Here is a 26,148-nt window from a genome sequence, read left to right as displayed (position 1 = left end):
GGGGCCGACCGGGAACGGGCTACTCGACCGTGACGGACTTCGCGAGGTTGCGGGGCTGGTCGACGTCCAGGCCCTTGGCCGTGGCGAGTGCCATGGCGAAGATCTGCAGCGGAACGACCGCGAGCACGGGCTCGAACATCGCGCCCGCGAGCGGGATGTGGATGACCTCGTCCGCGAACGGCAGGACGGCTGCATCCCCCTCTTCGGCCACGACGATCACGCGAGCACCGCGGGCGCGGATCTCCTGGATGTTCGAGACGACCTTGGAATGGATCAGCGACGAGTGACGCGGCGACGGCACGATCACGAACACCGGCTGACCGGGCTCGATGAGCGCGATCGGACCGTGCTTGAGCTCACCGGCGGCGAAGCCCTCGGCGTGGATGTACGAGATCTCCTTGAGCTTCAGCGCACCCTCGAGGGCGATCGGGTATCCGACGTGGCGGCCGAGGAAGAGCACCGAGCGTGTGTCGGCCATCCAGTTCGCGAGCTGGGTGACGTGGTCGTTCTCCTTCTCGAGAACCGACGCGATCTTCTCGGGCAGCGAGGCGAGCTCGGCCACCGCAGAAGTGTCGGTGAGGACCGAACGAACGCGGCCCATGTGCAGGCCGAGCAGCAGCAGGGCGGTGATCTGCGCCGAGAACGCCTTGGTGGATGCCACGGCGACCTCAGGGCCGGCGTGGGTGTAGACGACGGCATCCGACTCGCGCGGAATCGTCGCGCCCTGCGTGTTGCAGATCGACAGCGTGCGGGCGCCGCGCTCGCGGGCGTACTTGACTGCCATGAGCGTGTCCATGGTCTCGCCGGACTGGCTGATCGAGATGACGAGCGTGTCGTCGCCGATCACCGGGTCGCGGTAGCGGAACTCGTGCGCGAGCTCGACGTCCGTCGCGACGCGGGCCCACTGCTCGATCGCGTACTTGCCGACGAGGGCCGCATAGGATGCTGTGCCGCACGCCGTGATGATCACGCGGTTGATGCCGACGAAGAGGTCATCCAGCCCATCGAGCTCGGGAATGACGACCTGCCCGTCCTGCACGCGGCCGCGGATCGTGTTCGCGACGGCCTCGGGCTGCTCGGCGACCTCCTTGGCCATGAACGACGACCATCCGCCCTTCTCGGCGGCTGCGGCATCCCACGACACGTCGAACGGCTCGGCCTCGACCGGGTTGCCGGCGAAGTCCGTGACGGTGACCTCGGAGGGCGTGATCGAGACGATCTGGTCCTGCCCGATCGCGAGCGCCTTGCGCGTGTGCTCGACGAAGGCGGCGACGTCGGATCCGAGGAAGTTCTCGCCCTCGCCGAGGCCGATCACCAGCGGCGAGTTGCGGCGGGCGCCGACGACGAGGCCCGGGTGGTCCTGGTGCGTGGCCAGCAGGGTGAACGCGCCCTCGAGACGGTTCACGACGGCCTGGAAAGCGGCCTGCAGGTCGGGGTTCTTCGCGTACTCGCGGCCGAGCAGGGCAGCGGCGACCTCGGTGTCGGTCTCGCTGAGGAACTCGACGCCCTCGGCGATGAGCTCATCGCGGAGCGGGGCGAAGTTCTCGATGATGCCGTTGTGGATGACGGCGAGCTTGCCGCCATCGGCGAGGTGCGGGTGCGCGTTGAGGTCGGTCGGGCCACCGTGGGTCGCCCAGCGCGTGTGGCCGATGCCCGTGGTGCCCTCTCCGAGAGGAGCATCCTTGAGCGAGTCGCGCAGCACGGCCAGCTTGCCGGCCTTCTTGCGCATTCCGAGGTGTCCGTCGCTGTCGATGACGGCGATACCGGCGGAGTCGTACCCGCGGTACTCGAGGCGGGCGAGGCCGGCGATAAGGATGTCCTGGCTGGGGCGCGGGCCCACGTATCCGACGATTCCACACATGCGATCAAGAATAAGCGGTCGATTTTGCGAGGGTTCCGAACAATCTTGCTCTACAACTGCGCCACCAGGTGCTCGGCGATCGCGAGCGAACTCGTCGCCGCCGGCGATGGCGCGTTGCGCACCAGAGTGACAGCGCCCACCCGGTCGATCGCGAAGTCGTCGAGCAGTTCGCCGCCTCTCCCCCAGGCCTGCGCGCGGACGCCGGCGGTCGAGGTGCGGCGCAGGTCCGACATCCGCAGTTCGGGGATGAACCGCTGCGCCTTGCGGAAGTAGCGCGGCTTGAGCACCGAGGCGCTGACCTCGTCCATTCCCATGCGCCAGTGCTGGCGAGCCAGCGGCGCTGCTCCCGGCCAGCGCAGCGATTCCCACGTGTCGCGGATCGAGATGCGGCCCCAGCTGTAGCCCTCGCGAGCGAGGGCAGGAACGGCGTTCGGCCCGACGTGGACGTCGTCATAGACGCCGCGGGTGAAATGCACGCCGAGGAACGGGAACCGAGGATCGGGCACCGGATAGATCATGCCGCTAACGAGCGAGGTGCGGTCGGGATGCAGTGCCCAGTATTCTCCGCGGAAGGGCAGGATCTTCGGCGAAGGGTCCGCACCGACGAACCGGGCGACGACGTCGGACTGCAGTCCGGCGCACACGACGACGTGATCGAACACGTGGTCGGAGACCGTCGTGCGCACCTTCACCCGATCGGTCGAGGCCGTCATCGCGGTGACCTCATGACCGAGCAGGATGCTGCCGCCGGCTGCCCGCACGTCCTGCGCCATCGCCTCGGTGATCGAGGCGTAGTCGACGACGGCGGTGTGCGGTGAATGCACGGCCGCCACCCCCTGAGCGTGCGGTTCGAGTTCGGCGATGCGACGGATGTCGTCAATCCGCTCGAGGTCGGGCACGCCGTTGGCGCGCGAGCGCCGTTCGATCTCATTCAGCGCGGGGATCTCCGTCTCGTCGACGGCGACGACGAGCTTGCCCACCTCGCGGTACGGCAGCCCCTTCTGCCGGCAGAACTCCTGCAAGAGGTCGCGGCCGGTGGCGCACAGCGTCGCCTTCAGCGAACCCGGCGCGTAGTAGAGGCCGGCGTGAACGACGCCCGAGTTGTGGCCGGTCTGATGCGCGGCGAGCCGCTGCTCCTTCTCGAGCACCGTGACCTCGTCGCCGCGCCGGGCGAGAGCGCGCGCGAGTGCGATGCCGACGATGCCTCCGCCGATGACGCCGAACCGGCTTCCCGAAGCGCCCGGAACCCCCATGTTCCCCATGGGGCGAGCATACTCACGGGGTCGGTCTGCGCCCAGGTTTCGACTCGCTTCGCTCGCTCAACCCGTTTCGTCTCGCCTTGCGGCTCGCTCACCGCCCCACGCACGGGTCAGAGCTTGCGCAGCAGCACGCTCTCGACGTTGTGGTCGATGCCCTTGTTCAGCACCAGTGTCGCGCGGTGGCGCGTCGGCATCACGTTCTCGATGAGGTTCGGCATGTTGATGTCGCGCCAGTACCCGAGCGCGGTCGTCTCTGCCTCCGCATCCGTGAGGTGTGCGAAGACGTTGAAGTACGACGACGGGTTGCTGAACGCCCCCTGGCGCAGCGCCAGGAACCGATCCACGTACCACTTCTCGATGTGGGCGGGGTCGGCGTCGACGTACACCGAGAAGTCGAACAGGTCACTCACCGCGACGTCGTTCGGCGCGGGCGGCGGCTGCAGCACGTTCAGGCCCTCGACGATCACGACGTCCGGCCGGCGCACGACGACGCGGGCATCGGGAACGATGTCGTAGCGCATGTGCGAGTAGAAGGGCGCACGCACCTCGGGGGCTCCGGACTTCACCTCGGTGAGGAACTCCAGCAGCGCGCGCCGGTCGTACGATTCGGGGAACCCCTTGCGATCCATGAGCCCTCGGCGCTCGAGCTCGGCGTTCGGGTACAGGAACCCGTCCGTCGTCACCAGTTCAACGCGCGGCGTGCCCGGCCAGCGGCTCATGAGCTCGCGCAGCAGACGCGCGATGGTCGACTTGCCGACCGCGACAGAGCCTGCGACGCCGACCACGAACGGCGTGGTGACGTCGACTTCATCCAGGAATGAGCTCGTCGCCGCGCCCAGCTGCTTGGTCGCGGTCGCGTACAGGCTGAGCAGGCGGCTCAGCGGCAGGTACACCTCGCGCACCTCTGTGAGGTCGAGCCGGTCGCCGATTCCGCGCAGCTCGACGACCTCGGTCTCGCTGAGCGGCTGGTCGAGCCCCGCGGCCAATCGCGCCCACTCTGCTCGTCCGATCTCGCGGTACGGCGACAGTGGCGTGGTGGGGTCAGCGGCGGTCACGGCATCCATCGTATCGGCGCACGCTCCCGCACATCGGCCCGCGCACCATCGGCGTGCACGGCGCGACTCACCCTCCGGCGTGCAGCGCCTGTCGATGGCGGCGGTCGGCCAACCCTCGGCCGACCATCCGCACGGATGCTCGCGGAACGAGCGCGACCCGCCGCCCGACGGGCTTCGCCTGCAGGATCAGTCTGCCCGTGGCATCCGACACGATCACGCCCGTGGCGACGACGCCGTCTCCGTCGGCGAGCAACCGGGTGCGCACGTACTTCAGACCGAGCTCGCGCACGCGCTGAGCGAGTCGGTGGTGGCCGACGCGAGTGGTCCCGACGACGGCCTGGTCGCCGGGACGGCCGCGCATGCTCACGCCGTCCGGCCGCACGTACACGAAGACGTCGCCGAACAGCACGTAGAACGGGGATGCCTCGCCGTCGATGCCCGCGTGATCCTTCAGCACTCGCATGGACGTGACCCAGTGGTCCTCGAGGTATCCGGTGTTCACATCGTGCTTGCCGACATTCGTCTGCCACACCTCCTGGCTCGTGCCGTCAGCCGTCCACGAGACGCAGGCACCTCCGTAGATCGGGTCGCGCAGCATCCGCTCGCCCGGAGCCGCCACGATGCGGCCGGCGAAACTCCGGATCCCCGGCGTCGTCGGATCGCGGCGCTGCACCCGGCGGAGCACCCGCCAGCGGCCGTAGTCCCACACGAAGTACGCGAGCCACAGCGTCGCTCCGATGAACCAGATCACGGCGACCCAGAGCGCCGTGCCGCTCGGGTCGGCGGCGCGCCGTATCTCGGCGTTCACGACCCACAGCGCGAACGCGCTCCACACGCCGAGCGCGACGAGCAGCGCCACCGCCGCGCTCGAAGCCGCGATCCACGGTGTTCGGAATTCGTCCATCTCACGCGCCCACGGCATCGCCAGCAGCACCAGGACCACGATCGCCGCGACGCCGATCGCGAACGAGCCGACCGCGTTGTCGCGCCAGATCGGAGCCGCCGTCCACGTCCACTCACCCCGCACGTGCTCGCCGGTGACCAGCAGCACGACCGCTCCGACGACCGCCCACAGAACGACTGATCCCAGAATCACACGCATGCCGCCCCCAGTGCGTTGCAGAACCGACCTCGGTCGTCGGATCAGGATCCGCCCCATACGAATCTGCAGTCATCATGGCAGACGGTGCGGACGTTGGCCACTGCCCGAGTAGTCTCAGTCCGTGCGCTTGGGAATCCTCGACATCGGGTCGAACACCGTCCACCTGCTCGCGGCGGACGCCCGCCCGGGCGGAAGACCGCTCGCGACGACGAGCGACCGCAGCGTCGTCCGCCTGATGCGCTTCCTCACCCCGGAGGGTGCGATCAGCGAAGAGGGCGTTCGAGCCCTCGAGGATGCCGTCACCCGCGCCCGCGGGATCGCCGAGACAGAACGAGTCGAGACGCTGCTCGCCACCGCGACGAGCGCTGTCCGCGAGGCCATCAACGGCGACGAGGTCATCGCGCGCATCGAGCGCGCGCTCGGCCAGCCGCTGCAGGTGCTGACCGGCGAACAGGAGGCCGAGCTCACCTTCCTCGCCGTGCGGCGCTGGTTCGGGTGGGATGCCGGGCGCATCCTGCTCCTCGACATCGGCGGCGGTTCGTTCGAGTTCGCGGCCGGTGGCGACGAGCTGCCGGAGGTCGCGGCATCCGTTCCGCTGGGGGCCGGGCGCATGACCGTGCAGTTCCTGCCGGATGACCCGCCGGGTGAGGATGCTGTCGAACTGCTGCGCGCGCACGCCCGTGAGGTCCTCGCGCCGGTGGCCGCGAAGCTCAATGCGCTTCCCTCCCCCGATCACCTGGTGGGCTCCTCCAAGGCCATCCGTTCGCTGGCGAACCTCGCTGGTCGCGAGGTGTCAGGACTCGGCTTCGACCGCACTGTGATGTCCCGCTCGAGCCTGAAGTCGTGGATTCCGCGGCTCGCCCGGATTCCGGCATCCGCTCGTCAGGAGCTGCCGGGGATCACGCCGGATCGCACGTTCCAGATCGTCGCGGCCGCCGTCGTGCTGCACACGGCGATGAAGATGCTCGACATCGACGAGATCGAGGTGTCGCCGTGGGCGCTGCGCGAGGGCGTGATGCTGCGCTACACCGAGTCGATGAACTGGGGCGGCGCCGGGATCTGAGTCGCCGCTCACTCCACCGCCCGCCCTGGAGGGGTCGCGACGGTCGCCTCCGCGCGCCTATAGCGACACAACGCGACACCTCCCGGCGAGGTGCGGCCGGCGCGGGGCGGGGTAGCTACCGACGCCCCAGCGGCGGCCGCAGTTTGTCGAGGAAGGGCGCGGCTGTCGCATCCCCTCTCAGGCGCTCGACGACCGCGGCCACTGCATCCCGATCCGCCGCCGGGTCGCGCGCGAGCACGTCGACGCCCGCCGCAGTGAACGGCGTGCGCGCGAAGCGGATCGCCGCGAACGGCTCATCGTGCAGCAGTACGCGCCAGCGGCTGCGCACCAGCAGGGTCAGCGGCTGCACGCCGCGCCAGACGTAGGAGCCGTCTGGCTGCTGCTCGTCGATGCCCGCGATGACGCTCCAGCACCGGCGTCCGCGAGAGAGCACGGTGTCGCTGATGCGTCCGTCCGGCAGCGGTGCGTAGGTGATGCTCGGCTCACTGCGCCGCTGCCACATGCTGAGACTCGTCGTCACCACGTGCCAGGTGCCCTGCAGCATCGCGTCGCTCATGCAGCGAGTCTTTCAGGCCGAATGTCCAGCCGCCGCAGCCACTGCGCGTTCAGAGCCACGACGATCGTCGACAGCGACATCAGGATCGCGCCGACCGACATCGGCAGCACGAACCCAACCGGTGCGAGCACACCGGCCGCCAGCGGCACCGAGATGAGGTTGTACCCGGCGGCCCACCACAGGTTCTGCTTCATCTTGCGGTAACTGGCACGCGACAGCTCCATGATCGACAGCACAGCACGCGGGTCGTCGCTCGCGAGGATCACGCCGGCGGACGCGATCGCCACGTCGGTTCCGGCGCCGATCGCCACCCCGACATCCGCCTGCGCCAGAGCCGGCGCGTCGTTCACGCCGTCGCCGACCATCGCCACGCGGCGCCCCTCGTCCTGCAGCTGCTTCACAGTGGCGGCCTTGTCCTCCGGTCGCACGCCCGCGAAGTACCGGTCGATGCCGAGTTCGCTCGCCACCGACGCGGCCACGGCTTCGGCGTCGCCCGTGATCATCACGACCTGCACGCCACGAGCATGCAGTGCGGCGATCGCCTGCCGCGATTCGCTGCGCACCTCGTCGGCGAGCCGCAGCGCTCCGACCACCCGTCCGTCGACGAGCACGTGCAGGATGATCGCGCCCTCCGCCCGCCACTCGTCGGCGACGGGCAACTCGGTGACGCCCTCCTGCTCGAGCAGATGCGGCCCGCCGACCTGCACCCGGTGGCCGTCGACGGTGGCGCGCACGCCGACGGCCGGCGACGATGCGAACCCCGATGACGACGGCACGGCCACGTGCGCGGCCGCCTGAACGATCGCGCGCGCCAGCGGATGCTCCGAATCGGCCTCCGCGCTCGCGGCGAGCGCGATGAGCCGATCGCCGTCGATCCCTTCCACGGGGTGGATGCCTGTGACCGCAGGAGCACCCTTCGTCAGCGTTCCCGTCTTGTCGAACAGCACCGTGTCGACGGTGCGCATGCTCTCGAGCGCCAGGCGGTCCTTCACCAGCACGCCGCTGCGCGCGGCACGTTCGGTGGCGATCGACACCACCAGCGGGATCGCGAGCCCGAGCGCGTGCGGGCACGCGATGACGAGCACGGTGATCGTCCGCACCACGGCCTGATCCGGCATCCCGATCAGCGTCCACACGAGGGCGGTGATCGCAGCGGCGGCGAGCGCGAACCAGAACAGCAGGGCGGCTGCGCGATCCGCGATGCGCTGCGCGCGGGAGCTCGAGTTCTGCGCCTCGGTCACGAGCCGTTGGATGCCGGCGAGCGCCGTGTCATCGCCGATCGCGGTGATCTCGACCCGAAGTCCCGAGTCCGTCGCTACGGTTCCCGCGACGACATGGTCGCCCTCCGAGCGGCGCACCGGCTGGGACTCTCCGGTGATCATGGCCTCATCCATGCTCGCCGTTCCCTGCACCACGCGCCCATCGGCCGGCGCACGTCCCCCTGGCCGGATCACCACGACGTCGCCGACCCGCAGCTCGGCCGGGGCGACCGTGACTGTGCTCTCCCCCTCGACGCGCTCGGCCTCATCGGGCAGCAGAGCGGCCAGGGAGTCCAGCGCCGAGGTGGTCTGCGCGAGCGAGCGCATCTCGATCCAGTGCCCGAGCAGCATGATCACGATCAGCAGCGCGAGCTCCCACCAGAACTCGAGCTCGTGGTGCAGCATCCCGAGGGTCGCGCCCCACGAGGCGAAGAAGGCGACCGTGATCGCGAGTGCGATGAGCAGCATCATGCCCGGGGCGCGCGAGCGCAGCTCCTGCACGGCGCCGGTGAGGAACGGCGCTCCGCCCCAGACGTACATCACGGTGCCGAGCACCGGAGAGATCCACATCACCCAGGCGGAGGGCAGTTGATAGCCGAGCAGCATCGCGAACGCGTTCGAGAACACGACCGCAGGAATCGCAACGACGAGCATGATCCAGAACAGCCGCCGGAACTGCCCGACATGATCGCCGTGACCCGCATGCCCGCCGTGCCCCGCGTGCTCACTGTGCTCGGCGCCGCCCTGCTCATGATCGACGTGCTCGTGATCACCGTGACTCATCATGTGCTCGTGCTGGCTCATCAAGACTCCTCGATTTCGAGATCGAATACCCCTAGGGGGTATAAGGCGTGAGCTGCCTCCAGCATTCCACACGCTCCCGGATAGACTTCCATCTATGAGTCAGATCGAGGATGCCGGGGCGCTCACAGCCCTCGCCGATCCGACTCGCGCGCGCATCGTTCGCCTGATCCGGGACGCCGAAGGCAGCCGCGCACTGGTCGGACAACTCGCCGAGGCGCTGGAACTGCGCCAGCCGACAGTCAGCCATCACATGGGCATCCTGCACTCCGAAGGCGTCGTCGCCCGCGAGAGAGACGGGCGACGGGTCTGGTACTCGATCAGCGTCGACCAGGCCCATCGCGTGTCCGCTCTCCTCGGGCCTCAGAGTTCGGAACCCGCGGCCGAACCAGACCTCGATCGCATCATCGACGACCTCACCGCTCGCTACCGCGGCACGTTCAATCGCCAGACCGTCGCCCGCTGCGTTCGGGAGAGCCACGACCTGCTGAAGCAGACCGGCGGTACACACCTCCTCGCCTCGCGCACGGCCCGGTTCGCCTCAGACCGGCTCGACGACCGCTCGAGCGTGAAGCAGCACTCGACGAACAGAACGGTCCTCTTCGTGTGCGTGCAGAACGCCGGGCGCTCGCAGCTCGCGGCCGGCATCCTGCGCCAGCTGTCGAACCACGTCACCGTCCGCACGGCCGGCTCCGCCCCGGCCTCCGACGTGCGTCAGGTGATCGTCGCCGCGCTCGACGAGATCGGCGTCGACATCGGCGGGGAGTTCCCCAAGCCGCTCACCGAAGAAGCCGTGAAGGCGGCGGACGTCATCATCACGATGGGGTGCGGCGACGCCTGCCCGGTGCTGCCCGGCAAGCATTACGAGGACTGGGACCTCGACGACCCGGTGGGCAGGCCGTTGACCGCCGTCCGTGAGATCCGCGACGACATCGACCGCCGCGTCCGCACTCTGCTTGCGAACCCGGTGCTTGCGAACCCGGTGCTCGCCAACCCGGCACTCGCCAACACATAGACTCTCATCTATGCTTTAGGCATGAGCGCCGAGACCGCAGCCAAGCCCACCGTCCTGTTCGTGTGCGTCCACAACGCCGGCCGCTCCCAGATGGCCGCGGGTTTCCTGCAGATGATCGCCGGAGATCGCGTCGAAGTCCTCTCCGCCGGCTCCGAACCCAAGGACCAGATCAACCCCGTCGCCGTCGAGGTCATGGCCGAGGCGGGCATCGACATCGCGAACAACACCCCCAAGCTGCTGACCGTCGAAGCCGTCAAAGAGTCGGACGTCGTCATCACGATGGGATGCGGTGACGCCTGCCCGATCTTCCCCGGCAAGCGCTACGAGGACTGGCAGCTCGATGACCCGGCCGGGCAGGATGCCGCGACCGTTCGCCGCATCCGCGATGACATCCGCGCGCGCGTCGAGACGCTGATCGACGAACTCACCGCGTGAGCGGCCACTCTCGCGGACGCGGCCTCGCACGCCGCAGTCTCGCCGAGTTCCTCGGCACCGGGCTTCTCGTGACGATCGTCGTCGGCTCCGGCATCGCCGCGCAACGGCTGTCCGCAGACACCGGGCTACAGCTGCTCGAGAACGCCCTCGCCACGGCGATGGGCCTCGGCGTGCTCATCGTGCTGCTGGCCCCGGTCTCCGGCGCGCACTTCAATCCGGTCGTGACGCTGGTGATCGCCATCCTCGAACGTCGCGCCCCCGATCGGATGCGGCTGCGCGAGATCGCCGCGTACATCCCCGCACAGATCGCCGGAGGCATCGGCGGCGCCATTCTCGCGAACCTGATGTTCGCCGTGCCGACCGCCCTGTCCACGACCGACCGTGCAACCCCTGCCACGTTCCTCGCCGAGGTCGTCGCGACCGCCGGGCTGGTTCTCGTGATCACGGGGCTGATCCGGACGCACCAGTCGATCACCGTGATCGCCACGGCGGTCGGAGGCTACATCGGCGCCGCCTACTGGTTCACCAGCTCGACGTCGTTCGCGAATCCAGCCGTCACGATCGGCCGCATGTTCACGGACACGTTCGCCGGCGTCGCGCACGCATCCGTCCTGCCCTTCATCGCAGCGCAGATCCTCGGCGGAGCGGTCGCCGCCGGCCTCACGATCGCCCTGTTTCCTCGCCGAAGCGCTGTCGTTCCACGAGCCCGAACCGGTCCCTGAACTTGTCGAGGGGTGGTCACGCGCAACTCAACGCGCGGTGATCAGGTGCCGCGGCGGACCTTCGACTCGCGCGAGGGCGATCTTCACCTCGACGAGCTCGTCAGCGACCTTGTCGATCCGAGCGCCGAGCTTCTCGTCCAGAGCGTCGATCCGAGCGCCGAGCTTCTCGTCCAAAGCGTCGATCCGAGCGCCGAGCCGCTCATCGCCCGCGTCGATCCGAGCGCCGAGCTTGCCCTCGAGCCGGTTCTCGAGAACATCCATCCGGTGAATCATCCAGCCGAAAGCGCCCGCCAAGGCGAGCAGGATCGAGACGATGCCGATGAGCATCGTCATCATTTCGACTGACATGTACACCGTCCCATTGTGCCCGAGCTTTGCCGCGGATGGCAGATGAAAGACGGTATCGCGCAGGCCGGACAGACGGCCGACGACAGAACATGAAGCGTGCAGATGGGGAGTGCGGCGGCACCTGTGCAGTACGACTCGCGCCACCCTGCTCTATCGCAATCGCCGTCGAATTGGTAGCGTCACTCTGAACAGGCACACTCGAGCCGCGACGTGGGGTCGCAGCTCACCGCTCCGCCTGGCGGAGCATTCGGCGTTCTGGGGACGCTGTGCCCGTCGACTGATCACCTGGGGAGGTGCCAGTCGTCGACCACTGGGGAGGGGTTGACAGATGTCAGAGCTGTCCGCGCGTAGGCGCAATTCACATTCAATTGCATGGATTGCTCGGGGGAAACCGCGCAAGCGAACCGGCTCGAAGCCTCGTGCGCGTCGCACCGCCGTCTGGGTGGAGCTGGGCATCGTGCTCGCGCTCGTCGTCATCGGTACCGCCGGCGGGGTCGTCGGCAACCGCGTGTACGCGCAGGCGATGGAGGCGAAGTCGTCGCTCGAGCAGGTGATGCCGCTGACATCGACGGTGCGCGACCAGATCCTGTCCGGCGACACGGAGGCTGCGAGCGCGACGATCGCGCAGCTCACCGCGTTGACGTCGGACGCCCGGTCGCAGACCGACGACCGCATGTGGAAGAGCCTCGAGTGGTTGCCTTTCGTCGGCGACGACCTCCACGCGATCCGCGTGGCATCCGCGGTCACGGACGATCTGGCCACCGCGGTCATCGCTCCCGCGAACGACCTGAATCTCAACGCGCTGCGCCCCGTCGACGGCGCCGTCGACATCGCGGCCGTGGCCGGCATGCAGTCGACGGTGGCGGCAGCGTCGGCCGCCCTCGACACCGCAGCAGCGGATCTCGCAACGCTCGATCGCGCCGACCTCATCCCGCAGGTCGACGGCGCCCTGACCCAGCTGACGGAAGCCGTCACCGCGGTGCGCCCGCTGCTCGGCGGGGCGAGCGAGATCATCGGCGTGCTCCCGGCCGCGCTCGGCGCGGACGCCCCGCGCAACTACCTGCTGGTGTTCCAGAACAACGCCGAGTCACGCAGCACAGGAGGCATCCCGGCGGCGTTCGCGCTCGTCACCGCCGACAAGGGCAAGCTCAGCATCACGCAGCAGGCGGCGAGCACGAACTTCCGCAACGACAGGGCGACACCGATCGTGCCGCTCGATCCGGGACTGCAGAGGCTGTACGGCGACAAGGTCGGCCGGTGGGTGATGGATGCCACGATGAGCCCGGACTTCAGCGAGTCGGTCGACATCCTGCGCGCGTACTGGGCGGAGTCGTTCGGCACGCAAGTGGATGCCGTCATCTCGTTCGACCCCGTGGCGCTGAGTTACCTGTTGCAGGCAACGGGGCCGGTGAGCGTTCCGACGGGCACCGGGGAGCCGGTCACGATCACGAGCGAGAACGCCGTGCAGATGCTGCTGCACGATGCCTACAACCTGTTCGATCAGGAGCAGCAGGACGTGTTCTTCGCAGCGACCGCGCGATCGGTCTTCGACGCCGTGGTGTCGGGAGGAGCCGTGCCGCGGGCGCTGTTCGAGAGCCTCACGCACGCGGTCGACGAGAGCCGGCTGCTGTACTCGCCTGCGACTGAGGAGGAGGCGAAGCTCGTCGGCGACTCGAAGCTCTCGGGGCGCCTCCCTGACTCGAACGAGAACAGGACGCTCGTCGGGGTCTACGCGAACGACTTCACGGCGGCGAAGATGGACTACTTCATGCAGCTCGATGTCGCCGCGGCATCCACCCAGTGCACCGCACCCGAGAGTCCGGTCTTCACGACGACGGCGACGCTGACGAACACGATCACGCGCAAGGAGGTCCCTGCGCTGTCGCAGTCCGTGGATCCGCCTCGGTACTTCCATCGCGGCCACGTCGCCACGTACCTCGTCTTCTACGGCCCAGTGGGGTCCACGTTCACGGGCGCGACGGTCGACGGCGAGCCCGTGCGCGGCACAGTGGCCGAGCATCTCGGACGCGGCGCCGTGAAGATCGCGGTGGAGAACGCGCCCACGCAGACCCACACGGTCGCGGCGACGTTCACCGGCGCCGAGGGCGAGTACGGCCCGCTCGAATTGCAGCACACGCCCATGGTGCGGCCGGTCGGCGTCGAGCTGACGGCCGAGGGGTGCGAGCCGTGATCGGTCTCGACGCCGCGTCTTCGCCCATTGTTCATTGGGCGGACGACAGGCGTCCTCTCGGAATCATCCAGACGGCCGATGATGGGGCCAGCGTTCTCCTTGGGAAGGAACAGCGATGCAGCTTTCAGTGATCGGATGCGGGTACCTGGGTGCGGTGCACGCCGCGGCCATGGCATCCATCGGCCACGATGTCGTGGGGATCGACATCGACCAGCGCAAGATCGACGCGCTGTCGCGGGGAGAGGCGCCGTTCTTCGAGCCGGGGCTGCACGAGATCCTCTCCGAGGGCGTCGCTGCCGGCCGTTTGCGGTTCACCACGGACATCGCCGCGGCCGAGGGCGCGGCCGTGCACTTCATCGGGGTCGGCACCCCGCAGCAGCAGAGCGGTCATGCCGCCGACCTCACCTACGTGAACGAGGCGTTCGACGCCCTCATCCCGCACCTGCGCGCGGGCGACATCGTCGCAGGCAAGTCGACGGTGCCGGTGGGCACGGCGGCGACGCTCGCCCCGAAGGTGGATGCTGCGGGCGCGACGCTCGTCTGGAATCCCGAGTTCCTCCGCGAGGGCTGGGCCGTGCAGGACACGATCGATCCCGATCGTCTCGTCGCCGGCGTCCACGAGGGGCCGGGCGGCGAGCGCGCCGCCGAGATCCTCCGAGAGGTGTACGCGCCGGCCGTCGCCAAGGGCACGCCGTTCATCGTCACCGACTACGCCACCGCCGAGCTCGTGAAGGTCTCGGCGAACGCGTTCCTCGCGACCAAGATCTCGTTCATCAACGCGATGGCCGAGATCGCCGAGGTGACCGGCGCCGACGTCACGCTGCTCGCAGACGCGATCGGGCATGACGTGCGCATCGGACGGCGGTTCCTCGGTGCCGGCATCGGATTCGGCGGCGGATGCCTGCCGAAGGACATCCGCGCGTTCGCCGCCCGTGCCGAAGAGCTCGGGCGGGGCGAGTCGGTGAACTTCCTCCGCGAGGTGGATGCGATCAACATGCGCCGCCGCGACCGCGCGGTGGAGCTGGTGGTCGATGGCCTCGGCGGCTCGGTGTTCGGCAAGAAGATCGCGGTGCTCGGCGCGGCCTTCAAACCGCACAGCGACGACGTGCGCGACTCCCCCGCCCTCGACGTGGCGGTCCGCTTGAACGGCCTCGGCGCCGAGATCGTCGTCACCGACCCGCAGGCGATCGACAACGCCCGGCGGCTGCACCCGCAACTCGCGTACGAGGTCGACCGCGACACCGCGCTTCGCGACGCGGATGCCGTCGTGCTCGTCACCGAGTGGGACGAGTACCGGCGCGAGATGTCGCCGGAACACGTCAGCACGCTGACGCACGGACGCGTCGTCGTGGACGGACGCAACGGCCTGGATGCCGCGGCTTGGCGCGCCGCCGGATGGAGCTACTACGGCATGGGGCGCCCGTAGTCGGTTCAGATGACTCGACCACCTCAGCCGCCCGCACTCACCTGCAGCTCCGCCGAGACCGGCAGGTCGTCAGCGCTCGGACCGGCCGCGAGCACATATGTCCCGGGCTGCACCCGCAGCGCGCCCTCGTGCACCCAGTCGTCCACGGCGCCATCCAGCCGCAGCGACTCGTCCCACACCGCGAGCCTCGCGACGTCGAACGTCAGCTCGACCTCCCGGCTCTCCCCCGGCTCGAGGCGCACGCGTCGGTACGCGACGAGCAGCCGACGGGGTGCGGGCAGAGGGAGCGACGGGGCGAGCGCGTACACCTGGACGAGCTCCTCGGCCGGGCGACCCCCCTCGTTGGTCACAGTCACGGTGACGTGCACGTCGCCGTCTTCGCCGAGCGCCGGATGCCGGTGCGTCGGCTCCGGCGCGACGGCCTCGGCTGTCGCGGTGACGGCCGAGTACGACACCCGCGAGTACGTCAGCCCGTGCCCGAATGCGAACGCGTACGGCTTCGGCTGATGGCGGTACGTCGCCTGCTGCCGCAGCGTGTCGTAGTCGAAGAGGTCACCGGCCTGCGCCGGGTCGGACGGCCACGACTGCGCGAGTCGTCCGGTTGGTTCGCGGTCTCCGCTGAGCACGTCGGCGATGCCCGACCCGAGTTCCTGCCCGCCGTGGCTCGACCAGACGACGGATGCCGCGGCATCCGCCTCGCCCAGCACATACGGGTAGCTCGAAACGATCGTCAGCACCGTCTGCGGGTTCGCGCCATGCGCGAGGCGCCAGATGCGGGTGAAGGCATCGGGCAGCATGAGGTGCGGCCGATCGGCTGCCTCGCGTCCGGCCAGATGCGGATCATTGCCCACCGCGACGATCACGACGTCAGCGGATGCTGCAGCCGCCGCCACCGCTTCGGCACCCGACCGCACGACCTCGACGCTGAACCGTTCCGCGTCGTCCAGCGTCACGCCCTCGGCGAGCAGCAGTCCGACGTCGCGCGAGGCGCGCACCCAGCGTCCTGAGCCCAGGTGCAGCAGCGACCAGGTGCCGTCGGCGTGCTCGTGTCTGCGGAAGCTCTCCTGCACGACCCACCCGCCAACGCGCTCGGCGTCGGCTCTCATCGGCCAGGCGCCTCCGGTGAGCAGACCACCGCTCGCGTGCGAGCGCAGGGTCAGCAGCCCGTCGCCCCAGTCGGTCACGTCGAACAGCGACGCCTCGCCAGAGCCAGAACCAGAGGCAGAACCAGAGGCAGCGACTGCCGCCACCTGTCCGCCATCGTCCGACACCACCACGTGCAGACCGCTGGCGGCCCGCAGCGTGACCGTGTCAGCCCCGGTCTCGACCGCGACCGAAGCCGACGGGTACCGGCCCCGCAGCCCGGACGCGATGCCGACGACGTACGGAGGCGTTCCCGAGTACCAGTCCGTGAGCACGGCATCCGCCAGCGGTCCGACGACCGCCAGCCGCGTCGGCTCCTGCAGCGGCAGCACCCCGGCGTCGTTGCGCAGCACGACGACCGAACGACCGGCCGCCTCCCGCGCCAGTGCACGCGACGAGGGCGCATCGATCGCGTCGACGCCGATACCGGCGTACGGGTCACCGCCCTCATGAGCACCGCCGCCGTGAGAGCCGGCGCCATGGAATCCATCGCCGTCGAACTCCCCGGTGCGGATGCGCATCTCGAGGATGCGGGTCACCGCACGATCGACGTCGTCCCAGGTCAGCAGCCCCTGGTCGAGCGCACTCTGAACGTTCGCGATCGTCGGCTTCGCATCGGCGTCGTTGTCGGTGAACGAGTCCATTCCGCTCGTCACGAGCGCCGCCGCGGCGTGCGCGCCATCGGGCTGCGCGCCCTGGATCGTGACGGTGAAGGTCGGTGCTCCGGCATCCGAGACGATCGCGATCGATCCGTCCGTCCAGCTCCGGGCCTCGGCGACGAGCTCGGGCTGCGTGTGCGCCGGCGTGCCGTTGACCCTGTTGTAGGCGAGCATCATCGACCCTGCCGCCTGCCGCTCGATCGCCGGACGGAACGCGGCCAGCTCCTCCTCGTGGAGGGTCCGCAGCGACATCTCGCTCGACGTCGCCGAGCGGTCCGTCTCGTTGCTGTAGGCGAGGAAATGCTTGAGCGCCGGCACCGTCTTCCACACCCGCTCGTGCCGACCGCGCAGCCCCTGGGCGTAGGCGCAGCCGAGCTGCCCTGTGAGATGCGGATCCTCCGAGTACCCCTCCTCATTGCGACCCCATAGCGGATGGCGAAGCGTGTTCACCACCGGCGCCCACGCGTTCAGGCTCACGAGCGGGTTCTCGGCCCGCTTGGCGCGCAGCTCGGTCGATGCGACGTCGCCGATCGCCTCGATCAGCTCCGGGTCCCAGGTCGCAGCCAGGCCCACGGGCTGCGGGAAAACCGTACCGGTGCCGAGCCACGCCACACCGTGCAGCGCCTCCGCACCGGTGCGCGATTCGGCGATGCCGAGCCGTTCGATCGCCGGCATCGCCTGATGCAGCATCGCGACGCGTTCGTCGGGCGTCAGCTGTGCCAGCAGGTCGGCCGCGCGTTCGCTGACGGTCAGATCGGTTCGACGGAAGTTCATCGGTCACCCTCCACGGGGTTCGAGACGGAATCAGAGTGGGAGTCGGTTTCGGGAATGGACACGGAGATCTCACCGGCTCCATCGGCGAATGCCACGGCTTCCCCCACCTGCACAGACCACGACGCCACGGCATCCGAGCTCGAGGCGGTGATCGTCGCGCCGGAGCGACGGACGCGGAACGACGTGGATGCCCCGTCGAACCCTGGGACCACCGTCACCGCGTCGTGTCCGTCCGGCAGCTCGAAGCAGCGCAGCGTGACGCCGTCGGCCCACTCGTAGTCGGGACGGGAGTCGACGGCGCCCCAGGGCAGCACGGTGCCGGGCCGCACGCGCAGCGGCACCGACAGGAAGTCATGACTCTCCGTCGCCCAACGGCATCCGGGTGCGACCGAACCGTCCAGCAGCGACGTCCACGCCCCGGCCGGCAGGTAGTACGACACCTCGCCCTCGGCGGTGAACACCGGTGCGACAAGCAGCGCGTCACCGAGCATGTACTGCGTGTCGGCGTCGTGCCCCGAGCGGTCCTCGGGGAACTCGAGCACCATCGCGCGCATCATCGGGATGCCGTCCGTGTGCGCCTCTTCGGCGACCCGAGCGAGATACGGCATGAGCCGCATCTTGAGATTCGTGAACAGCCGCGTGACCTCGACGGCCTCGTCGTCGAAGATCCACGGCACGCGGAAGCTGTCCGAGCCGTGCAGACGCGAGTGCGACGACAGCAGACCGAACGCCAGCCAGCGCTTGAAGAGCCCGGCGTCAGGGGTCCCCTCGAATCCGCCGATGTCGTGGCTCCAGTATCCGAAGCCGCTCATCGCGAGCGACAGCCCGCCTCGGAGCGACTCGGCCATCGACGAGAACGTCGAGTCTGAGTCGCCGCCCCAGTGCACGGGGAACTGCTGTCCTCCAGCTGTCGCCGAGCGGGCGAACAGCACGGCGTCGCCTGCTCCTCGGTGCTTCTCGAGCGCGCGGAAGACGATCTCGTTGTACAGCTGCGGGTAGTAGTTGTGCATGCGCGCTGGGTCGGAGCCGTCGAACCACACGACGCCCTCGTGCGGGATCCGCTCACCGAAGTCGGTCTTGAACGTGTCGACGCCCTGCCCCATGAGGCGCTCGAGGTGCGCCACGTACCAGTCGGCCGCCTCGGGGTTCGTGAAGTCGACGATGCCCATGCCGGCCTGCCACAGATCCCACTGCCACACGCTGCCGTCGGTGCGCTTGAGCAGGTACCCCTTCTCGACCGCTTCGGCGAACAGGACGGAGCGCTGGGCGATGTACGGGTTGATCCAGGCCGAGACCTTCAGCTCCCGCTCGTGCAGCCGCGCGAGCTGGCCCTCGGGGTCGGGGAAGGTACGAGGGTCCCATTCGAAGTCGGTCCACTGGTACTCGCGCATCCAGAAGCAGTCGAAGTGGAACACGCTCAGCGGCAGGTCGCGCTCGGCGAAACCGGCGATGAACTCGTTGACGGTCGCCTCGTCGTAGTCCGCGGTGAACGACGTGGTCAGCCAGAGTCCGAACGACCAGGCCGGCACGCGTGCCGGGCGGCCGGTGAGCGCGGTGTACCGGCTGAGCACGTTCTTGGGCGTGCCGCCGCCGATGACGTAGTAGTCGAGCGTCTCGCCAGGCACCGAGAACTGCACGCGGGAGTTCACCTCGCTGCCGATCTCGAACGACACCGCGTCCGGGCTGTCGACGAGCACGCCGTAGCCGCGCGCCGAGACGTAGAACGGCACCGACTTGTACGCCTGCTCGCTGGACGTGCCGCCGTCGGCGTTCCAGCTGTCGATGACCTGCCCGTTCTTCACGAACGCGCCGAAGCGCTCGCCGAATCCGTAGACGCGCTCACCGGGTGCGAGCGAGAGCTGCTGGTGCACCCAGGTCTCCGGCTCGACGCCGCCCTGAGCGGGCGCGCTGTAGTGCCCGATCGACCGGGGCTCGGAGCGCGTGAGCACGCGCCCACCCTCTTCGAACGTCACGTTCCAGCCGTCTCCGCGTGCGATGCGCACGGTGAGGTCGCCGGTCTGCAGCACGCCCTCGCCGTCGGTCACCGACACGGCGGGCACGAAGCCGTTCTCGGCGTTGATAGCGAAGTCCGGCCCGCGGTGCACACCGCCGGCGTGCCGCTGCACGCGCGTCTTCACGACCCCTGGTGCCGGCGACGAGAACGTCACCGTGAGCATCGGCCGGTTCAACGTGTCACCTCGATGGCGGATGTGCGTCGTGGGCGCGAAGACGGTGAGCGTGCCAGCCGCCTCGTCGATGCGGATGTCGTCGACCTCGATCGCGAACAGCGGGGTGAGCCCCGGTCGGGTCAGCCAGTAGCCGTCGGTGAACTTCACCTGTGTTGCCTTTCGCTCAATGCTCGGACGTCGCCCGGCGCGATGCCGACGATGTCTCCGGTCTCTTCTCCGGTGAGCAGGTCGACAAGACCCGCCGTCACCGGCACTTCGATGGGGTGCTGCGTGTGGTTCAGCAGGAACAGCACGTCTCCGCGTCGCACGGCCTCGAGCCCGTCGGGCAGCGTGTCGAGTCCGTCGATCGGGCCGGTGACGGATGCCGCGGTGAGCGCCCGCGCGAGGACGGCATCCAGCACGCCGTCCGAGACCACGGCGCCGAGATACCACGCGTTGTCGTTCCGGATCACGGCGGGGATGCCGGCGAGATCGCCGTCCGCGTGTGCGGCGAGCACCTCACCGCCTTCTGCGCGCAGGCGTTCGGCGAGGATGCTCGCGGTCGGCCCCCGCTCATCAGCGCTGAATCCGTCCGCGAGCTGCAGCGCGCCAGGGAGCATGCCCGACCATTCCTCGCCGCTCGCGCCGATCAGTTCACGCAGCTGGACGGGCGAGCGCCCCTGCAGGATTCCCGCGTTCTCGTCGGCGACCCCGCTGAACGGTCCGATCACGACCTGCGCGCCGCGTGCGGCTGCGCCGGCGAGCGCCTGGGCGGCCGCGTCGCTGAGGATGTAGGCGTGCGGCACGAGGATCACACGGTAGTCGTCGAGGCCGGCATCGGGATGCAGGACGTCGACGGGGATGCCGCGGCGCCACAGCGACCGGTACCAGCGGTTCACCTGCTCCATCGTCGACAGCCGCTCGGTGGGACGCGCCGGTTCCTCGCCCGCCCACCATGCCGACCAGTCGAACAGCAGCGCCACGTCCGTCGCGATCTCGGTGCCGGCGACAGCGGCGAGCTTCTGCAGGTCGGCGCCCTGCCTGCACGCGCCGCGGAACACATCGCTGTCGGCGCCGGCGTGCGGGAGCATCGACGAGTGGAACCGCTCGGCGCCGGACCGCGCCTGACGCCATTGGAAGAAGCAGATCGCGTCGGCACCGCGGGCGACAGCCTGCAGCGAGTCGCGGCGTGCGCGCAGCGGCGACTTGGGCAGGTTGTGCTCGCGCCAGGAGACGGCGCTGATGGACTGCTCCATGAGCATCCAGCTGCGCCCCTGACCGAGCGATCGCATCAGGTCCTGCACGAGGGCGATCTCGCTCGCGGCATCCGGATTCGCTGGATCGGGGTACTGGTCGTCCGAGACGACGTCGACCTCGGCGGCCCACGAGTGGTAGTCGGCGTGCGCGAAGAATCCCATGAAGTTCGTCGTGATCGGCTGTGCGGCGCCGGACGCCCTGATGGCGTCGCGCAGCTCGGTGTAGCAGGCGAGCAGCTGGTCCGAGCTGTAGCGGCGGAAGTCGAGCGACTGGGCGGGGTTCACCAGGTACGGCGTCCGGCGGGGCGGGAGGATCTCGTCGAACGAGTCGTAGCGCTGCGACCAGAACGCGGTGTTCCAGGCGGCGTTGAGGGCGTCGATCCCGCCGTAGCGACGCTCGAGCCAGATGCGGAACTCGCGCGCGGCCTCGTCGCCGTGGTCGATCTGGCCGTACTCGTTTCCGACGTGCCACATGCGCACGGCCGGATGCCCGGCGTAGCGCGTGGCGATGTCGCGGGTGATGGCCAGCGCGTGCTCGCGATACGTCCGCGAGGCCGGCGAGAACTGGTTGCGGGATCCGGCGATCAGGCGCACACCGTCGCGGTCGACGGGCAGGACGTCCGGATGCTGGATTCCCAGCCACGGCGGCGGTGAGGCCACCGGCATCGCGAGGTCGACGGCGATGCCGTTCTCGTGCAGCAACCAGAGGATCTCGTCGAGCCAGTCCCACTCACGGGCACCGGGTCGCGGTTCGATCGTCGCCCAGCTGAAGACGCCGACGGTGACGAAGTTCACGCCGGCCTCGCGCATGAGGCGCACGTCTTCGCGCCACGTCTCCCGCGGCCACTGCTCGGGGTTGTAGTCGCCGCCGAAGGCCAGCCCGCGCTCGGCGATGAGCGCGTCGAAGGCCGCTCGTGCCGTGGTCGTCGATGACATTTTCTGTATTCCCCGTCGAATTGTCGAAGCGTTTCAACAACGAGAACATATACTAACCACATGCCGATGTCCACGCCGGGCGAAGACGCCCTGCACGTTCTGCGATACCGCCGTCCCTCGACGGTCTGGACGGACGCTCTGCCCGTCGGCAACGGGCATCGAGCGGCGATGTGCGAGGGCCGCCCACTCGGCGAGCGCCTGCATCTGAACGACGGGTCCGCGTGGTCGGGGCCGGTTCCCGAGGGGCTGCTGGCCGGCGCTCAGGATTCCGGCGTCGAAGCTCTGGCAACCCTGCGTACGGCCATCGACTCAGGGGATCTGGATCGTGCCGAGCAGCTGGCGATGCGACAGCAGACGCCGTGGGCGCAGGCGTTCCTGCCGTTCGGAACCGTCGACATCGCCCTCGTCGACCAAATCGGCTCCGCCGTCGTCGAAAAGCCCGACTCCGCCGTCGACCTCGAGCGCACGCTTGACCTGCGCACGGGCATCGCCGCGCACACGTATGCCATGGCGGGCATCGGTCGAATGCAGCACGAGACGTGGGCGGATGCCGTCACCGGAGCTCTCACGCATCGCATCGTCGCCGAGGCGCCGGTGCGGCTCGAGGTGCGTGTGACAGGCCCGTTCCCTGACGCTTCGGCGGGCTCAGCGCCCGGGAACGCGCGCGGCGCGCTCGTCGCTCACTGGCACCTGCCCGTCGACGTCCCTCCTGGCCACGCCGAGCCGCCGGCCGAGATCCGCTACGACGTCGAGCGCGGACGACAGGGTGCCGTGGTCATCCATGCATCCACGGCGTCCGACAATACCGACGGCGTGCTGCGCACCGAGGCTGCCCGCGAGCACCTGCTCCTGATCGGCACGGCGACAGCGGATGCAGGCACCGACGTCGTCGCGCTGGCAGCGGCTGTGGCATCCGCCGGAGACTCCGACGCAAGCGACGCGGCCGCGTTGCGCGCCGCGCACATCGCCGCCCACCGGGAACTGTACGACCGCTGCGCTCTCGACCTGCCGGTCACGACTGAGGTCGCGGCGCTCGACACCGACGAACGCATCATCCGCGCGCAGGGTGTCGATGACCCGGCGCTGTCGGCGCTGTCGTTCCACTACGGCCGCTACCTGCTGATGTCGTCGTCGCGCCCCGGCGGGCTGCCGGCGAACCTGCAGGGCATCTGGAACGCCGAGCTCCCCGGCCCCTGGTCGAGCGGCTACACGACCAACATCAACCTCGAGATGGCGTACTGGCCGGCCGAGACCACCGGACTCGCTGAATGTCACGAGCCGCTGCTGGACTTCATCGGCCGCGTCTCGGCAGGCGCCGGAGCGACCGTCGCCCGCGAGCTGTACGGCGCTGACGGCTGGGTGCTGCACCACAACACCGACCCGTGGGGGCATGCGGCAGCGGTCGGGCAGGGAGCGGGCGATCCAGCCTGGTCGACCTGGCCGATGGGCGGCGTCTGGCTGAGCCTGCACCTGTGGGAGCACGCCCGCTTCAGCGGTGCTGACCAGGACGGCGGCGACACGCAGTGGCTGGCGAGCACCGCCTGGCCGGTGCTCGAGCGCACGGCGCACTTCGCTCTGAGCTGGGTGCAGACGGACGGCGTCCGCGCATGGACGAGCCCGTCGACGTCTCCGGAGCACGGCTGGGTCGATGCCGGCGGCACGCCGCGGCCGCTCGGGCTCATGGCGAGCATGGACGCCGAGCTTCTGCGCGCTCTGGCGGACGCGTGCACCGAGGCTGCCGCGATCCTCGATCGTGATGACGCCTGGGTGGTCGAGTTCGCCGAGCTCGTCGCGCTGCTGCCGCCGTTGTCGGTGGACGCCCGCGGGCGGATCCAGGAGTGGGTATCTGACGTTCCGGACGCCGAGCCGCATCACCGGCATCTGTCGCACCTGGTCGGGCTGTTCCCGCTCGGTCTCATCACTCCGGATGCCACCCCCGGGCTCGCTGAGGCCGCGGCGCGGTCGATTCTCGGGCGCGGCCCGGAATCGACGGGCTGGGCGCTCGCATGGCGGGCGCTGATGTGGGCGCGCCTGCACGATGGCGAGCGCGTGTACGAACAGCTGCGCATGCTGCTGCGAAGCGCGCACGGTTCCGACACCGCAGCCCACCGTGGTGGCGTCTATCGCAACCTCTTCAGCGCGCATCCGCCGTTCCAGATCGACGGCAACCTGGGGTTCACGGCCGCGGTGGCCGAGGCTCTCGTGCAGTCGCACGAAGGCGTGATCGACGTGCTCCCTGCGCTGCCGTCGGCATGGCCCGAGGGCTCGGTGCGCGGCATCCGCGCCCGCGGCGGTGTCGAGGTCGACGTGGTGTGGGCGGCGGGTCGCATGAGCCGGATAGCATTGCGCAGCGCACGTGCGCGTGAGGTGCGCCTCCGCGGACCCGGAGTGGCCGAACGGACGGTCGAGCTCGTTCCCGGCTGGCAGACGACGGTCGAGGCTGCACACGAGCCGGCCGAAGAGAAGGAGCTTTCATGGTGACGATCGCCGATGTCGCAGCGGCCGCCGGCGTGTCGATCTCGACCGTCTCGTACGTGATGAGCGGCAAGCGCACGATCTCGCAGGACACCCGCGACCGGGTCGAGTCCGCGATTGCGAAGCTCGAGTACAGCCCGCACGCCAGTGCTCGCTCGCTGGCCTCCCGGTCGACCAACGTGATCGGGCTGCAGGCGCCGCTGCGCGCCGGCGTCGACGTGCACGTGATCATGGAGATCGTGGCCGGCGTCGTGAAAGAGGCGCGCGAGAACCAGTACGACATCCTGCTGCTGACCAGCGACGACGCCGACGGCCTGATCAACGCGGCGCGCGGATCGCGCGTCGATGCACTGATGGTCATGGACATCGAATCCGACGACCCCCGCATCGCCTCGCTGCGGGATCTCACGACACCCAGCGTGCTGATCGGACTCCCGTCGGGCGCCGAGGGGCTCATCTGCGTCGACTTCGACTTCGAAGCAGCAGGACGCCTGGCCGCGCAGCGTCTCGGCGCGCTCGGGCACACCAGGATTGCGCTGTTCGGCGCTCCGGCCGAGGTCGTCGAGCGGCACACCTCCTACGTGGAGCGCCTGAACCGCGGGTTCCTCACGGCGTGCGACGAGCTCGGGATCACGGGCACCGTGCACGCCTGCCCGAGTTCGGCGGATGCCGTCGAGGCGGTGGATGCCGTGCTCGATGCGGATGCCGACATCACGGGCATCCTGTTCCACAACGAGGCCGCGCTCCCCCATGTCGCCGCGCATGTCAGGGAGGACAGCGCGAAGCGCGACGTGATCGCGCTGAGCCCGCTCCAGCTCGTGCACGGCGTATCCGGCCTCGTCGACACGATCGACATCCCCGCGGGCGAGATCGGCGCGGCGGCTGCGCGGGCGATCCTCGCCGAGCTCGCAGGCCAGGAGACCGAGCGAGTGCACCTGCTGCCTCCGCGACTCGCCGGCGCATCGGTGGTCTGAGTGCGCATCGGCATCGACCCGGAGGGGCGCACGGCCCAGGGCGTCACCGGGTTCCTCAGCTTCGTCGCGCTCAACCTGCTCTACATCGCGCTGTGCCTGCCGATCCTGACGATCCCTGCGGCGACCGCGGCGCTGTACGAGGTGACGATCCGCTACTCGGATGACGAGAGCGGCCGGCCTCTGAAGGATTACCTTCCGGCGTTCGGGCGCAACTGGCAGTCCGCGTCGCTGCTCGGGCTGGCGCTGCTGCTGCCCGTCCTGCTGCTCGCGTTCAGCGCCGTGTTCTGGGCGGGCTCGCCGACCGTGCTCGGCGGCATCGCGATGGTCGTGTCCATCCTCGCCGGCGTGCACTTCTTCGCCGCATTCCTGTACGCGATGGCGCTGACCGCGGTGTACGACAACCCGGTGCGGGCGACGTGGAAGAACGCGCTGCTGCTGCCGACGAGCGAGCCGGTCCGTACGATCGGCATCCTGCTGATCCCTGCGACGCTGGTATGCGTCACGATCATCTTCCCGATGTTCGGCGTGATCATCGCCACGGTCGGCTTCTCGGTGGGTGCCTACGCCTCGGCGTTCCTGTTCCGCAGCGTCTTCGCCCGCCACACCCCCGGGGCCTGAGGTTCCGCACGCGAAAGGGCCCGGAGCGCACGCGCTCCGGGCCCATCCACAG

General features: G+C 69.4%; 19 protein-coding genes. 9 read left to right on the top strand and 10 right to left on the bottom strand.

Translation table 11 applies throughout. The features are described 5' to 3' along the window. Window positions 1–19: 19 nt before the first annotated feature. From glmS to LQZ87_RS14305, 4 genes are all read right to left on the bottom strand, one after another. Window positions 20–1,861, bottom strand: a complete 1,842-nt coding sequence (gene glmS / locus LQZ87_RS14320) for a glutamine--fructose-6-phosphate transaminase (isomerizing) (RefSeq protein ID WP_230104120.1) — start codon at window positions 1,859–1,861, stop codon at window positions 20–22. 50 nt (window positions 1,862–1,911) lie between these two features. After that, window positions 1,912–3,123 carry an L-2-hydroxyglutarate oxidase gene (gene lhgO, locus LQZ87_RS14315; RefSeq protein WP_230104119.1) on the bottom strand — a complete coding sequence of 404 codons (1,212 nt, stop codon included), beginning with the start codon at window positions 3,121–3,123 and terminating at the stop codon, window positions 1,912–1,914. A 107-nt stretch (window positions 3,124–3,230) separates the two neighbouring features. Further along, window positions 3,231–4,184: a type I pantothenate kinase gene (coaA, locus tag LQZ87_RS14310; protein WP_230104118.1), complete on the bottom strand. Its 954-nt coding sequence runs from the start codon at window positions 4,182–4,184 to the stop codon at window positions 3,231–3,233. A gap of 58 nt (window positions 4,185–4,242) precedes the next feature. Continuing rightward, a complete protein-coding gene (locus LQZ87_RS14305; RefSeq protein WP_230104117.1) occupies window positions 4,243–5,277 on the bottom strand; it encodes a hypothetical protein in 1,035 nt (344 codons plus the stop codon). A 121-nt stretch (window positions 5,278–5,398) separates the two neighbouring features. Here LQZ87_RS14305 and LQZ87_RS14300 point away from each other — a divergent pair, with 121 nt between their 5' ends. Continuing rightward, window positions 5,399–6,340 carry a Ppx/GppA phosphatase family protein gene (locus LQZ87_RS14300; protein WP_230104116.1) on the top strand — a complete coding sequence of 314 codons (942 nt, stop codon included), beginning with the start codon at window positions 5,399–5,401 and terminating at the stop codon, window positions 6,338–6,340. Window positions 6,341–6,455: 115 nt separating this feature from the next. Here LQZ87_RS14300 and LQZ87_RS14295 read toward each other — a convergent pair whose 3' ends face one another. Together LQZ87_RS14295 and LQZ87_RS14290 are read right to left on the bottom strand one after the other, a co-directional pair. Further along, on the bottom strand, window positions 6,456–6,896 hold the full coding sequence (locus LQZ87_RS14295) for a hypothetical protein (RefSeq protein ID WP_230104115.1): 441 nt from the start codon (window positions 6,894–6,896) through the stop codon (window positions 6,456–6,458). Next, on the bottom strand, window positions 6,893–8,938 hold the full coding sequence (locus LQZ87_RS14290) for a heavy metal translocating P-type ATPase (RefSeq protein ID WP_230104123.1): 2,046 nt from the start codon (window positions 8,936–8,938) through the stop codon (window positions 6,893–6,895). The genes LQZ87_RS14295 and LQZ87_RS14290 overlap by 4 nt, the downstream gene beginning before the upstream one ends. Before the next feature lie 115 nt (window positions 8,939–9,053). Here LQZ87_RS14290 and LQZ87_RS14285 point away from each other — a divergent pair, with 115 nt between their 5' ends. From LQZ87_RS14285 to LQZ87_RS14275, 3 genes are read left to right on the top strand one after another with little or no spacing between them, the layout of a single operon-like run. Further along, complete coding sequence (locus LQZ87_RS14285; RefSeq protein ID WP_230104114.1) at window positions 9,054–9,971, top strand: metalloregulator ArsR/SmtB family transcription factor; 918 nt, start codon at window positions 9,054–9,056, stop codon at window positions 9,969–9,971. A 21-nt stretch (window positions 9,972–9,992) separates the two neighbouring features. Beyond that, complete coding sequence (locus tag LQZ87_RS14280; RefSeq protein ID WP_230104113.1) at window positions 9,993–10,406, top strand: arsenate reductase ArsC; 414 nt, start codon at window positions 9,993–9,995, stop codon at window positions 10,404–10,406. Next, window positions 10,403–11,128, top strand: coding sequence for an aquaporin (locus LQZ87_RS14275; protein ID WP_230104112.1), 726 nt, complete (start codon window positions 10,403–10,405; stop codon window positions 11,126–11,128). The genes LQZ87_RS14280 and LQZ87_RS14275 overlap by 4 nt, the downstream gene beginning before the upstream one ends. 27 nt (window positions 11,129–11,155) lie before the next feature. On the opposite strand, the gene LQZ87_RS14270 is transcribed toward LQZ87_RS14275, so the two are convergent. Continuing rightward, window positions 11,156–11,476: a response regulator gene (locus tag LQZ87_RS14270; RefSeq protein WP_230104122.1), complete on the bottom strand. Its 321-nt coding sequence runs from the start codon at window positions 11,474–11,476 to the stop codon at window positions 11,156–11,158. 442 nt (window positions 11,477–11,918) lie between these two features. Between LQZ87_RS14270 and LQZ87_RS14265 the strand changes: the two genes are divergently transcribed. Then, window positions 11,919–13,667, top strand: a complete 1,749-nt coding sequence (locus LQZ87_RS14265) for a DUF4012 domain-containing protein (RefSeq protein WP_230104111.1) — start codon at window positions 11,919–11,921, stop codon at window positions 13,665–13,667. A gap of 115 nt (window positions 13,668–13,782) precedes the next feature. Next, window positions 13,783–15,093, top strand: a complete 1,311-nt coding sequence (locus LQZ87_RS14260) for a UDP-glucose/GDP-mannose dehydrogenase family protein (protein ID WP_230104110.1) — start codon at window positions 13,783–13,785, stop codon at window positions 15,091–15,093. Between the two features lie 23 nt (window positions 15,094–15,116). Here the strand turns inward: LQZ87_RS14260 and LQZ87_RS14255 are convergent, their stop codons facing one another. Genes LQZ87_RS14255 through LQZ87_RS14245 form a run of 3 tightly spaced genes read right to left on the bottom strand, consistent with a single transcriptional unit; the run spans window position 15,117 to window position 22,029 of the window. Then, window positions 15,117–17,669, bottom strand: a complete 2,553-nt coding sequence (locus LQZ87_RS14255) for a glycoside hydrolase family 3 C-terminal domain-containing protein (protein WP_230104109.1) — start codon at window positions 17,667–17,669, stop codon at window positions 15,117–15,119. Continuing rightward, entirely contained in the window at window positions 17,666–20,005 is a 2,340-nt protein-coding gene (yicI, locus tag LQZ87_RS14250) for an alpha-xylosidase (RefSeq protein ID WP_230104108.1), read from the bottom strand. Before yicI ends, LQZ87_RS14255 begins: the two co-directional genes overlap by 4 nt. Beyond that, on the bottom strand, window positions 20,002–22,029 hold the full coding sequence (locus LQZ87_RS14245) for a beta-galactosidase (RefSeq protein WP_230104107.1): 2,028 nt from the start codon (window positions 22,027–22,029) through the stop codon (window positions 20,002–20,004). The genes yicI and LQZ87_RS14245 overlap by 4 nt, the downstream gene beginning before the upstream one ends. 60 nt (window positions 22,030–22,089) lie before the next feature. Here LQZ87_RS14245 and LQZ87_RS14240 point away from each other — a divergent pair, with 60 nt between their 5' ends. The 3 genes from LQZ87_RS14240 to LQZ87_RS14230 are packed head-to-tail and all read left to right on the top strand — an operon-like array spanning window position 22,090 to window position 26,096. Then, on the top strand, window positions 22,090–24,510 hold the full coding sequence (locus LQZ87_RS14240; protein ID WP_230104106.1) for a glycoside hydrolase N-terminal domain-containing protein: 2,421 nt from the start codon (window positions 22,090–22,092) through the stop codon (window positions 24,508–24,510). Further along, on the top strand, window positions 24,504–25,478 hold the full coding sequence (locus LQZ87_RS14235; RefSeq protein ID WP_230104105.1) for a LacI family DNA-binding transcriptional regulator: 975 nt from the start codon (window positions 24,504–24,506) through the stop codon (window positions 25,476–25,478). The genes LQZ87_RS14240 and LQZ87_RS14235 overlap by 7 nt, the downstream gene beginning before the upstream one ends. After that, complete coding sequence (locus LQZ87_RS14230) at window positions 25,479–26,096, top strand: DUF624 domain-containing protein (protein WP_230104104.1); 618 nt, start codon at window positions 25,479–25,481, stop codon at window positions 26,094–26,096. The last annotated feature ends 52 nt before the right edge of the window (window positions 26,097–26,148 follow it).

Origin of the sequence: Microbacterium sp. Bi121 (assembly GCF_918698005.1) — a bacterium.
Taxonomy (GTDB): Bacteria; Actinomycetota; Actinomycetes; order Actinomycetales; family Microbacteriaceae; genus Microbacterium.
The sequence above is the reverse complement of the archived record's forward strand: the minus strand, read 5'-3'. Positions and strand labels throughout refer to the sequence as shown.

Bases quoted from the DNA above. Each gene is read 5' to 3' on its own strand.
- LQZ87_RS14260 (WP_230104110.1), top strand. From the start codon at position 13,783: ATGCAGCTTTCAGTGATCGGATGCGGGTACCTGGGTGCGGTGCACGCC.
- lhgO (WP_230104119.1), bottom strand. From the start codon at position 3,123: ATGGGGAACATGGGGGTTCCGGGCGCTTCGGGAAGCCGGTTCGGCGTC.
- LQZ87_RS14270 (WP_230104122.1), bottom strand. From the start codon at position 11,476: ATGTCAGTCGAAATGATGACGATGCTCATCGGCATCGTCTCGATCCTG.
- LQZ87_RS14245 (WP_230104107.1), bottom strand. From the start codon at position 22,029: ATGTCATCGACGACCACGGCACGAGCGGCCTTCGACGCGCTCATCGCC.
- LQZ87_RS14280 (WP_230104113.1), top strand. From the start codon at position 9,993: ATGAGCGCCGAGACCGCAGCCAAGCCCACCGTCCTGTTCGTGTGCGTC.
- LQZ87_RS14305 (WP_230104117.1), bottom strand. From the start codon at position 5,277: ATGCGTGTGATTCTGGGATCAGTCGTTCTGTGGGCGGTCGTCGGAGCG.
- LQZ87_RS14240 (WP_230104106.1), top strand. From the start codon at position 22,090: ATGCCGATGTCCACGCCGGGCGAAGACGCCCTGCACGTTCTGCGATAC.
- glmS (WP_230104120.1), bottom strand. From the start codon at position 1,861: ATGTGTGGAATCGTCGGATACGTGGGCCCGCGCCCCAGCCAGGACATC.
- LQZ87_RS14235 (WP_230104105.1), top strand. From the start codon at position 24,504: ATGGTGACGATCGCCGATGTCGCAGCGGCCGCCGGCGTGTCGATCTCG.
- LQZ87_RS14290 (WP_230104123.1), bottom strand. From the start codon at position 8,938: ATGAGTCACGGTGATCACGAGCACGTCGATCATGAGCAGGGCGGCGCC.
- LQZ87_RS14295 (WP_230104115.1), bottom strand. From the start codon at position 6,896: ATGAGCGACGCGATGCTGCAGGGCACCTGGCACGTGGTGACGACGAGT.
- coaA (WP_230104118.1), bottom strand. From the start codon at position 4,184: ATGGATGCCGTGACCGCCGCTGACCCCACCACGCCACTGTCGCCGTAC.
- LQZ87_RS14285 (WP_230104114.1), top strand. From the start codon at position 9,054: ATGAGTCAGATCGAGGATGCCGGGGCGCTCACAGCCCTCGCCGATCCG.
- LQZ87_RS14255 (WP_230104109.1), bottom strand. From the start codon at position 17,669: ATGAACTTCCGTCGAACCGATCTGACCGTCAGCGAACGCGCGGCCGAC.